Origin of the sequence: Streptomyces viridosporus (assembly GCF_002078235.1) — a bacterium.
Taxonomy (GTDB): domain Bacteria; phylum Actinomycetota; class Actinomycetes; order Streptomycetales; family Streptomycetaceae; genus Streptomyces; species Streptomyces viridosporus.
In genome coordinates, this window is sequence record NZ_MSGP01000061.1 from 1 (window position 1) to 8,840 (window position 8,840).

7 protein-coding genes and 1 pseudogene are annotated in these 8,840 nt (G+C 72.7%); 2 read left to right on the forward strand and 6 right to left on the reverse strand.

The genetic code is table 11. The features are described 5' to 3' along the window. Window positions 1-201 (reverse strand): GntR family transcriptional regulator (locus B7L92_RS04360; RefSeq protein WP_143626233.1); only part of this gene is annotated, 201 nt, incomplete at its 3' end. A gap of 46 nt (window positions 202-247) precedes the next feature. Here B7L92_RS04360 and B7L92_RS04365 point away from each other — a divergent pair. Beyond that, window positions 248-754, forward strand: a complete 507-nt coding sequence (locus B7L92_RS04365) for a carboxymuconolactone decarboxylase family protein (protein WP_081236164.1) — start codon at window positions 248-250, stop codon at window positions 752-754. Next, window positions 751-1,228 (forward strand): annotated as a pseudogene (locus B7L92_RS04370) (carboxymuconolactone decarboxylase family protein). The gene B7L92_RS04365 and the pseudogene B7L92_RS04370 overlap by 4 nt, the downstream one beginning before the upstream one ends. A gap of 79 nt (window positions 1,229-1,307) precedes the next feature. Here B7L92_RS04370 and B7L92_RS04375 read toward each other — a convergent pair. The 5 genes from B7L92_RS04375 to B7L92_RS04395 all read right to left on the reverse strand — a co-directional run bounded on the left by B7L92_RS04375 (window position 1,308) and on the right by B7L92_RS04395 (window position 8,640). Beyond that, window positions 1,308-2,264, reverse strand: a complete 957-nt coding sequence (locus B7L92_RS04375) for an ABC transporter substrate-binding protein (protein WP_081236165.1) — start codon at window positions 2,262-2,264, stop codon at window positions 1,308-1,310. Window position 2,265: 1 nt separating this feature from the next. Continuing rightward, entirely contained in the window at window positions 2,266-4,209 is a 1,944-nt protein-coding gene (locus B7L92_RS04380) for an ABC transporter permease (protein ID WP_081236166.1), read from the reverse strand. Next, window positions 4,209-5,369, reverse strand: a complete 1,161-nt coding sequence (locus B7L92_RS04385) for a quaternary amine ABC transporter ATP-binding protein (protein WP_081236167.1) — start codon at window positions 5,367-5,369, stop codon at window positions 4,209-4,211. Before B7L92_RS04385 ends, B7L92_RS04380 begins: the two co-directional genes overlap by 1 nt. Further along, window positions 5,369-6,904, reverse strand: coding sequence for a GMC family oxidoreductase (locus tag B7L92_RS04390; RefSeq protein WP_081236168.1), 1,536 nt, complete (start codon window positions 6,902-6,904; stop codon window positions 5,369-5,371). The genes B7L92_RS04385 and B7L92_RS04390 overlap by 1 nt, the downstream gene beginning before the upstream one ends. Window positions 6,905-7,119: 215 nt before the next feature. After that, window positions 7,120-8,640, reverse strand: coding sequence for an aldehyde dehydrogenase family protein (locus B7L92_RS04395; protein ID WP_081236169.1), 1,521 nt, complete (start codon window positions 8,638-8,640; stop codon window positions 7,120-7,122). Between the last annotated feature and the right edge of the window lie 200 nt (window positions 8,641-8,840).

Sequence of the window (8,840 nt, forward strand, 5' to 3'; positions counted from 1 at the left end):
GTCGGCGTAGGCGTCGGCGACGGTGTTGCGGGCCAGCCCGAGGTCGGCGGCGAGGGAGCGGGAGGAGGGCAGCCGGGTGCCCGGGGTGAGCCGGCCGGTGCGGACGGCCTCGCGCAGGGCGTCGGTCAGACCGCGGCGCAGGCCCGGGCCGGTCGGTTCGAGGTGCAGGTCGATGCCCAGAGTGGCCCAGCGTTCCGCCATGGAAATGGACCATACAACCGGGCTGCTTCGTCCCTAGGGTCGAGGCATGACGACCGACGACACCACGACGGCCACCGCGTACGCCGCCGAGCCCGTGCCCCGGATGGACTGGGCCGCGCTGGCTCCCGACGTCTTCAAGGCGATGCTCCGGCTCGACGCGGCGGCCGGGCGCGGGCTCGACGCCAGGCTGCGCGAGCTGGTGAAGATCCGCGCCTCCCAGATCAACCACTGCGCCTTCTGCCTCGACATGCACACCAAGGACGCGCTCGCGGCGGGCGAGAGCGTCGAGCGGATCGTCCAGCTGAGCGCCTGGGAGGAGTCCCGGCACTTCTACACGGAGAAGGAGCTGGCGGCGCTGGAGCTGACGGACGCCGTGACCGTCCTCACCGACGGCTTCGTGCCGGACGAGGTGTACGAGAAGGCGGCCGGGCACTTCGAGGAGGCGGAGCTGGCCCAGTTGATCGCCGCGATCACGGTGATCAACGCGTGGAACCGGTTCGGCGTGGCCGCGCGCCGGGTGCCGGGCCACTACCAGCCGGGGCAGCACGCGTGACGGCATGGACGACGCACCTGGACGCCGGGGTCCGCTCCGCCCTCCTGGCGCTGAGCGCCACCGCCGAGAAGGGGCTGGGCGATCCCGCGCTCGCCGAACTGGTCCAGATCCGCGCCTCGCAGCTCAACCGGTGCGCGTTCTGCCTCGACATGCATCTCGCGATCGCCCGCGAGCAGGGGATGAGCGAGCGTCAGCTCGGTCTGCTGGACGCCTGGGAGGAGGCCGGGGACGTCTTCGACGAGCGGGAGCGGGCCGCGCCGGCGCTGACCGAGGCGGTCACGGTCCTCACCGGAGGCACCTCCCGGGCCTTCGGCTCGGGGGGGAGGCTTCGTGCCCGACGAGGTGTACGAGCGGGCCGCGAAGCACTTCGACGACGTCCGGCTCGCCCATCTGATCGGGCTGATCACCGTCGTCGACGGCTGGAACCGGCTGATGGTCGCCCGGCGGATCCCCCCGGGGAGCACCGAGTGGTGAGCGGGGCCCGCGCGTGACCGCGGGCGGCCCCGGGACCGCCGTGACCGGTGGACCCGGAGCCACCCGCGTCGCACGGGTGTCAGGACAGCCACTTCTTCCAGGTGGACTCGTGACCGTCCACCCACTTCTCCGCCGCCTCCTCGGGGGACAGCTTCTGGTCGGCGATCATCAGGGAGACCGCGTTCTGGTCCTCCGTCGACCAGGCGAACTTCTTCAGGAAGTCCGCCGCTTCTCCGCCGTCCCTCGCGAAGTCCGCGTTGAGGTACTTCTGCAGCGGGGCGGTCGGGTAGGCGCAGGCGACCTTCGCCGGGTCGGCGTCGCAGCCCTCCTCGTACGGGGGCAGCATCACCTCGGTCATCGGCACCTTCTCGAACAGCCAGTGGGGGGTGTTCCAGTAGGTGAGGAAGGGCTTCTTCTCCTTGGCGAACTGCTTGATCTGGGTGAGCAGCGCGGCCTCGGAGCCGGCGAACACCACCTTGAAGTCCAGCTCCAGGTTCTTCACCAACGCCTTGTCGTGGGTGAGGTAGGCCGGTGAGCCGTCCATCAGCTGGCCCTTGCCGCCGCTCTCCGCGGTGCGGAACCGGTCGGCGTACTTGTTGAGGTCCTTCCAGCTCTTCAGGTCGGGATGCTGCTCGGCGAAGTAGGTCGGGATGAACCAGCCGATGTGCCCGGTGACCCCGAGGTCGCCCCCGCGCGCGATCGTCTTCTTCTCCTCGACGTACAGCTGTTCCTGCTCGGGGTGGCCCCAGTCCTCCAGGATCGCGTCGACCCGGCCCTGGCTGAGCGCGTCCCAGGCGGGCACCTCGTCGACCTGGACGATGTCGACGCGGTAGCCGAGCTCGTGCTCCAGCAGGTGCCGGGCGACGGCCACGTTGGCCAGGGACCCCACCCAGGACTGCACCGCCAGGGTCACCGTCCGGGCGCCCTGGGCGTTGGCGTACGGCGAGGCCTGCTTGGTCATGTCGGCGGCACCGCAGCCGGTGAGCAGCGCGAGCGCGAAGGCTCCGGCCACCGCGGAGGTCGTACGGCGTCGCACGTCAGGCTCCCTTCTTCGCACGGCGTTCGGTGGGCTGGGTCACCCGGTCGAGCATCAGGCCCAGGCAGACGATCGCGGCACCGGCGACCAGGCCGGTCGCCAGGTCGCCCTGGGCGAGGCCGAAGACGACGTCGTAGCCGAGCGCGCCACCGCCGACCATGCCGCCGATGATCACGACGGCGAGGACCAGGACCACGCCCTGGTTGACGGCGAGGAGCAGTGCCGGGCGGGCCAGCGGGAGCTGGACCTGGCGCAGCTGCTGGGCGCTGGTCGCGCCGAGCGAGCGGGCCGACTCCAGGGCCGCCGGGTCGACCTGGCGCAGCCCCTGCGCGGTGATGCGGACGACGGCCGGCAGCGCGTAGACGACGGCCGCGGCGACGGCGGGGGCGCGGCCGACGCCGAACAGGGCGACGACCGGGATCAGGTACACGAACTGCGGCATCGTCTGGAACACGTCCAGCACGGGCCGCAGCAGACGGTCGACGCGGTCGCTGCGGGCCGCGGCGATGCCCGTCGCGAAGCCGACGACCAGGGTGACGGCGACGGCCGCGAGGACCTGGGAGAGCGTGTCGAGGGACGGGTTCCACACGCCGAGCACCCCGATGGCGGCCATGGCGAGGACGGCGGTGAGCGCGGTGCGCCAGGTGCCGATCAGCCAGGCCAGGGTGGCGACGACGAGCAGCACCGACCACCAGGGCAGCCACTGCAGTCCGTCGCGGATCGGATCGAGGACCCAGGTGGTGAAGCGTGCGGCCCAGTCGGCGGTGCCGCCGATGACGGGGACGCCCGAGTACAGGTGGTCGGTCATCCAGCCGACGGCCCGGTTGACCGGCTCGACGAGGGACACGACCCATCCGTCGGGCCACTCCAGGCGTGCCGTCAGCCGTCCGGCGGCGGCCACGACCGCGGCGCCGACCACGACGTACAGCCAGTGCGTGCGGGGCCTGGGCGCCTGGCCGAGGTTCGCCCCGGCCGCGCCGGTCACCCGGTCCAGGACGACGGCGAGCAGCACGATCGGGATGCCGGCGGCGAGGGCCGCGCCCACGTCGACGGAGGCCAGCGCCTGGTAGACGCGGTCGCCGAGACCGCCCGCGCCGATCACCGAGGCGATGACGGCCATGGACAGCGCCATCATGATCGTTTGGTTGAGCCCCAGGAGGAGTTCCCTGCGGGCCAGCGGGATGCGGGCGGTCAGCAGACGCTGGCGGGCGGTGGTGCCGAGCGACTCGACCGCCTCCAGCACCTCCTTGTCGGCGCCGCGCAGACCGAGCGCGGTCAGCCGGGCCATGGGCGGCGCGGCGTAGACGACCGTGGCGAGGACGGCGGCCGGGACGCCGATGCCGAAGATCAGCACGACCGGCAGGAGGTAGGCGAAGGCGGGGAGCACCTGCATGGTGTCCAGGACCGGGCGCAGGACGCGGTCCATCCGGTCGGAGAGCCCGGCGGCGAGCCCGAGCAGCGCGCCGACGACGACGGACGCGGTGACCGCGACCACCATCAGGGCGAGCGTCTGCATGGTGGGCACCCACATGCCGAGCAGTCCGCAGGCGAGGAACGCGACGGCGGTGCCGAGTGCGAGGCGGATGCCCGCGACCCGCCAGGCGACGAGTCCGGCGAGAGCGGTCACCCCCGCCCATCCGACCGCGAGGAGGGCGAGGTAGACGGCCCGTACGGTGACGACGACGAGGTTGCTGACGTGGCCGAAGAAGTACAGGAAGAGGGGGTGGGAGTCCCGGTTGTCGATGATCCAGTCGCTGGCTCCGGCCAGCGGTCCGGAGGCGTCCACGGTCAGTGCCTCGGGCCAGCTCCCGCTCGCCCAGCGTGCGGTGGCGAGCGGGACGAGGATCGCGGCGACGAGTGCCAGTGCGAGGAGCTTGCGCGCGGCCGGGCGGGTCAGGACGCCCGGCGCCGAGGCCTTCCGGGCCGTTGCCGTGATCGCCGCCATCACACCGGCTCCTCACCGGTGGTGGCGAGGGCGGCCGGCACACGGAGCCCGGCCGGTGCCTCCCCCGGGCTCTTCGAGCCGGGGGCGCCCCCGGCGGCACGACCGCCCGCGGTCACGCCCGCCACCACGTCCAGCAGCGCCTCCGAGTCGACCACGCCCAGGCAGCGGCCCCCGTCCAGGACACGGGCCGGGCCGCCCGCGCGGGCGACGGCCTCGATGGCCTCCGACACCGTGGCGTCGGGCCGCACCGCCGGGCCGCTGCCGGCCTCCTCGGCGGAGGCGGCGGGGCGCATGGCCGTGCGGACGGTCATGACCTGCTCGCGCGGGACGTCCCGGACGAACGCGCGGACGTAGTCGTCGGCGGGCGAGCCCACGATCTCCTCGGGGGTGCCGAGCTGGACCACGCGGCCGTCGCGCATCAGGGCGATGCGGTCGCCCAGCTTGAGCGCCTCGCCGAGGTCGTGGGTGATGAAGACCATCGTGCGGCCCTCCTCGCGGTGCAGCCGGACCACCTCCTCCTGCATGTCGCGCCGGATGAGCGGGTCGAGCGCGCTGAACGGCTCGTCGAACAGCAGCACTTCGGGGTCGACGACGAGCGCGCGGGCCAGCCCCACGCGCTGCCGCTGGCCGCCGGAGAGCTGCGCGGGTCTGCGTTGCTCCAGGCCCGCCAGGCCGACCTTGGCGACCACCTCGGCGGCCCGCTCACGGCGTTCGTTCTTGCCCACGCCCTGGATCTGGAGGCCGTAGGCCACGTTGTCGAGGACGGTGCGGTGCGGCAGCAGGCCGAAGTGCTGGAAGACCATGGCGGCGCGGTGGCGGCGCAGGGCGCGCAGCCGTGCCTTGTCCATGGCGCGGACGTCCTCGCCGTCGATGGCGATGGTGCCCGCGGTCGGCTCGATCAGCCGGGTCAGGCAGCGCACCAGGGTGGACTTGCCGGAGCCGGACAGGCCCATGACGACGAAGACCTCGCCCTTGCGGACGTCGAAGCCCACGTCCCGGACGGCGGCCGTGCAGCCGGTGCGGGCGCGCAGCTCGGCCGGGCCGAGGGCGGCGAGCTCCGGGTCGCCGGGGATGCGGTCGGCCTTCGGGCCGAAGACCTTCCACAGGCCGTCGACGGAGAAGACGGGGGTATGGTCCGCGGTGTCGGCGGTGGTACTCATCAGGCACCGCCCCCGATCAGGTCGACGGCCCGCTCACCGACCATCAGCACCCCGATCATCGGGTTCACGGCGGTCATGGTCGGGAAGACGGAGGCGTCGGCGATCCGGATGCCCTCCAGGCCCCTGATCCGCAGCTCGGGGTCGACCACGGCGTTCTCGTCGTCCGTGGCGCCCATCCGGCAGGTGCCCGCCGGGTGGTAGACGGTGTGGGCGACCTTGCGGGCGTACTCGCTCAGCTCCTCGTCGCCGGTGACGTCCGGGCCGGGGCACACCTCGCGCTTGAGCCAGCCGGCCAGCGGCTCGGTCTTCGCGATCTCCCGGGCGATCCTGATCCCGTCGACGAGGGTGCGGCCGTCGTAGTCGCCCTCGTCGGTGAAGTAGCGGAAGTCGAGGGCGGGCTTGACCTCCGGGTCGGCGCTGGTGAGGTAGAGCCGGCCGCGGGACCTGGGCTTGGGGATGTTCGGGGTCATGGAGACGCCGAACTCCGGCCGCTCGTAGCCCAGTCGCTCCGGGTTGTCGGTGAACGGGATCTGGTAGAAGTGGAACATCAGGTCGGGGCCCGCGTGTTCGGGGTCGCGGCGCACGAACAGGCCGGCGTCGGAGTCCATCGCGGAGTTGTCCGGGATGGGTCCGTTCGTCTCCCAGACGATCACCGACTCGGGGTGGTCGAGCAGGTTCTCGCCGACGCCGGGCAGGTCGTGCGCCACGGGTATGCCGAGCGCCTCCAGGTCGGCCTTCGGGCCGATGCCGGAGTGCAGCAGCAGCCGGGGCGAGTCGACGGCCCCGGCGCAGAGGACGACCTCGCTCCGGGCCTTGACCAGGATCTCCTCGCCGTCCTTGGTGCGGACGTGGACGCCTTCGGCGCGGGTGCCGTTCAGCTCCAGCCGGTACGCCCAGGTCTCCAGCAGGATCGTGAGGTTGGGGCGCTCGTCCATCACCGGGTGCAGATACGCCACCGACGCCGAGGAACGCTTGTTGTCCTCCGGGTGGTAGGCCAGGTCGAAGAAGCCGACGCCCTCGGCGAACGGCTTCTTGTTGAAGCCCTCCACGCGCGGCACGCCGAGCGCGGCCTGGGCGGCGTCGACGAAGTCACGGGCGATGGCGTTCCGGTCCTTCTCGTCGACCGGGACGATGTTGTTCTTGAGCCGGGCGTAGTACGCCTCCATCTGCACCGCGCCCCAGCCCACGGCGCCGGCCGCCTCCCACTCGTCCCAGTCGGACGGCAGCGGCTTGAACGCGATGAGCGTGTTGTGCGAGGAGCAGCCGCCCAGGACGCGGGCGCGGCTGTGCCGGATGTGCGAATTGCCGCGCGGCTGCTCGGTGGTGGGGTAGTCGTAGTCCAGCTCGCCGCCGAGCAGGCCCATCCAGCGGCGCAGGGTCAGCACGTCGTCGCGGCCGACGTCGGTGGGGCCGCCCTCGATGACGGCGACGGTGACGTCCGGGTTCTCGGTCAGCCGGGAGGCGATGACGGAGCCGGCGGTTCCACCGCCGATGACGACGTAGTCGTATTCCTGTTCGCGGGTGTGGTCGGACATGGAAGGGGTACTCCTCCGGGACTCGGGACAGGTGTGCGAAGAGTGGCTGCGGGTGGCGTTCCGGGTGGCGCGGGGAGGGGCGGCGCAGGACGGCGCGGGGCGCGGGCACGGGAGGTGCCCGGTCGCGCCCTTGCGTTCGTCCTGCGCGCCGCCCGGGAATCACGGGGGCGTCCTCGCGCCCGTGGGGGCCGCGGCGCCGGTCCGGCGGTTGCGGCTCAGCCCGCGAACCAGCGCACCGGCTTCGGTGCCAGGTTCTGGTAGACGTGCTTGGTCTCGCGGTACTCGGCGAGGCCGGCCGGGCCGAGTTCGCGGCCCACTCCGCTCTTGCCGAAGCCGCCCCACTCCGCCTGCGGGAGGTAGGGGTGGAAGTCGTTGATCCACACGGTGCCGTGGCGCAGCCGTCCGGCCACGCGGCGGGCGCGGCCGGCGTCGGCGGTCCAGACGGCGCCGGCCAGCCCGTACTCGGTGTCGTTGGCGAGGGCGACGGCCTCGTCCTCGGTGCGGAAGGTCTCGACGGTGAGGACCGGGCCGAAGACCTCCTCGCGCACGACCCGCATCTCGCGGTGGCAGCGGTCGAGGACGGTGGGCTCGTAGAAGTAACCGGCCTCGGGACGCTCGGCGGACGGCTCGGGCCGCTTGCCGCCGCAGCGCAGCACCGCGCCCTCGGCGAGCGCGGACTCGACGTACGCCTCGACCTTCGCGCGCTGCTGCTCGGAGACCAGCGGCCCGCACTCGACGCCCTCCTCGGTGCCCCGGCCGAGCCTGATCCTCTCGGCGCGGCGGGCGAGTTCGGCGACGAAGCGGTCCCGGACCGACTCCTCGACGATGAGCCGGGCACCGGCCGAGCAGACCTGGCCGCTGTGGATGAAGGCCGCGTTGAGGGCCTGGTCGACGGCGGTGTCGAAACCCTCCGCGGTGGCGCAGGCGTCGGCGAAGACGACGTTGGGGTTCTTGCCGCCGAGTTCGAGGGCGACCTTCTTCACGCCCGGGGCGGCGGCCTGGGCGACCTTGGTGCCGCTGGCCAGCCCGCCGGTGAAGGAGACCAGATCGACGTCGGGGTGCTCGGCGAGCCGGGCGCCGACGGTGTGGCCCGGCCCGGTGACAACGTTGGCGACCCCGGTCGGCAGCCCCGCCTCGACGAGCAGCTCGATGAGCGCGACGGTGGTCATCGGGGTGATCTCGCTGGGCTTGACGACGAAGGTGTTGCCGGCCGCCAGAGCCGGGGCGATCTTCCAACTGGCCTGGAGCAGCGGGTAGTTCCAGGGCGTGATCATCGCGCACACGCCGACCGGCTCGTGCACGACGACGCTGTGGACGTCGGGCGAGCCCGCGTCGACGACCCGGCCGGGCGCCTCGGCGGCGACCAGGCCGGCGAAGTAGCGGAAGGCGTCGGCGACGCAGTCGATGTCGACGCGCCCCTCCTCGAGGGTCTTGCCCGCGTCCCGGCTCTCCAGCAGACCGAGCTCCTCCCGGTCCCGCACGAGCAGTTCGGCGACGCGGCGCAGCAGCGCGGCCCGCTCGGCGGCGGAGGTGCGCGGCCACGGGCCCTCGTCGAAGGCCTGCCGGGCGGCGGCCACCGCCAGGTCGACGTCCTTCTCGTCACCCTCGGCGACCACGGCGAACGGTAGGGCGTCCGCGGGGTCGAGGATCTCGCGCGTGGCCCCCGAGACGGCCGCTCGCCATGCACCCCCCGCGTGGATGGTGTCGCGCGCCCGTAGTTCCGTACTGTCCGCCATGATCGGTTACCGACCTTCCGTTCCTGTGCCACATCTCCGGGTCACACAGGCGTCACCCAGGAGACCGGGTGCACCTGCCCCTGCGCCCCGGATACATGCGCGATCCATGGCCGGAAGTGCGCGACACCACTGAACGCGGGGGTGAAAAGGGACAATTCACGCCCCCTGTGAGCGGTCCGTCACAGGGGGCGTGAATTGTC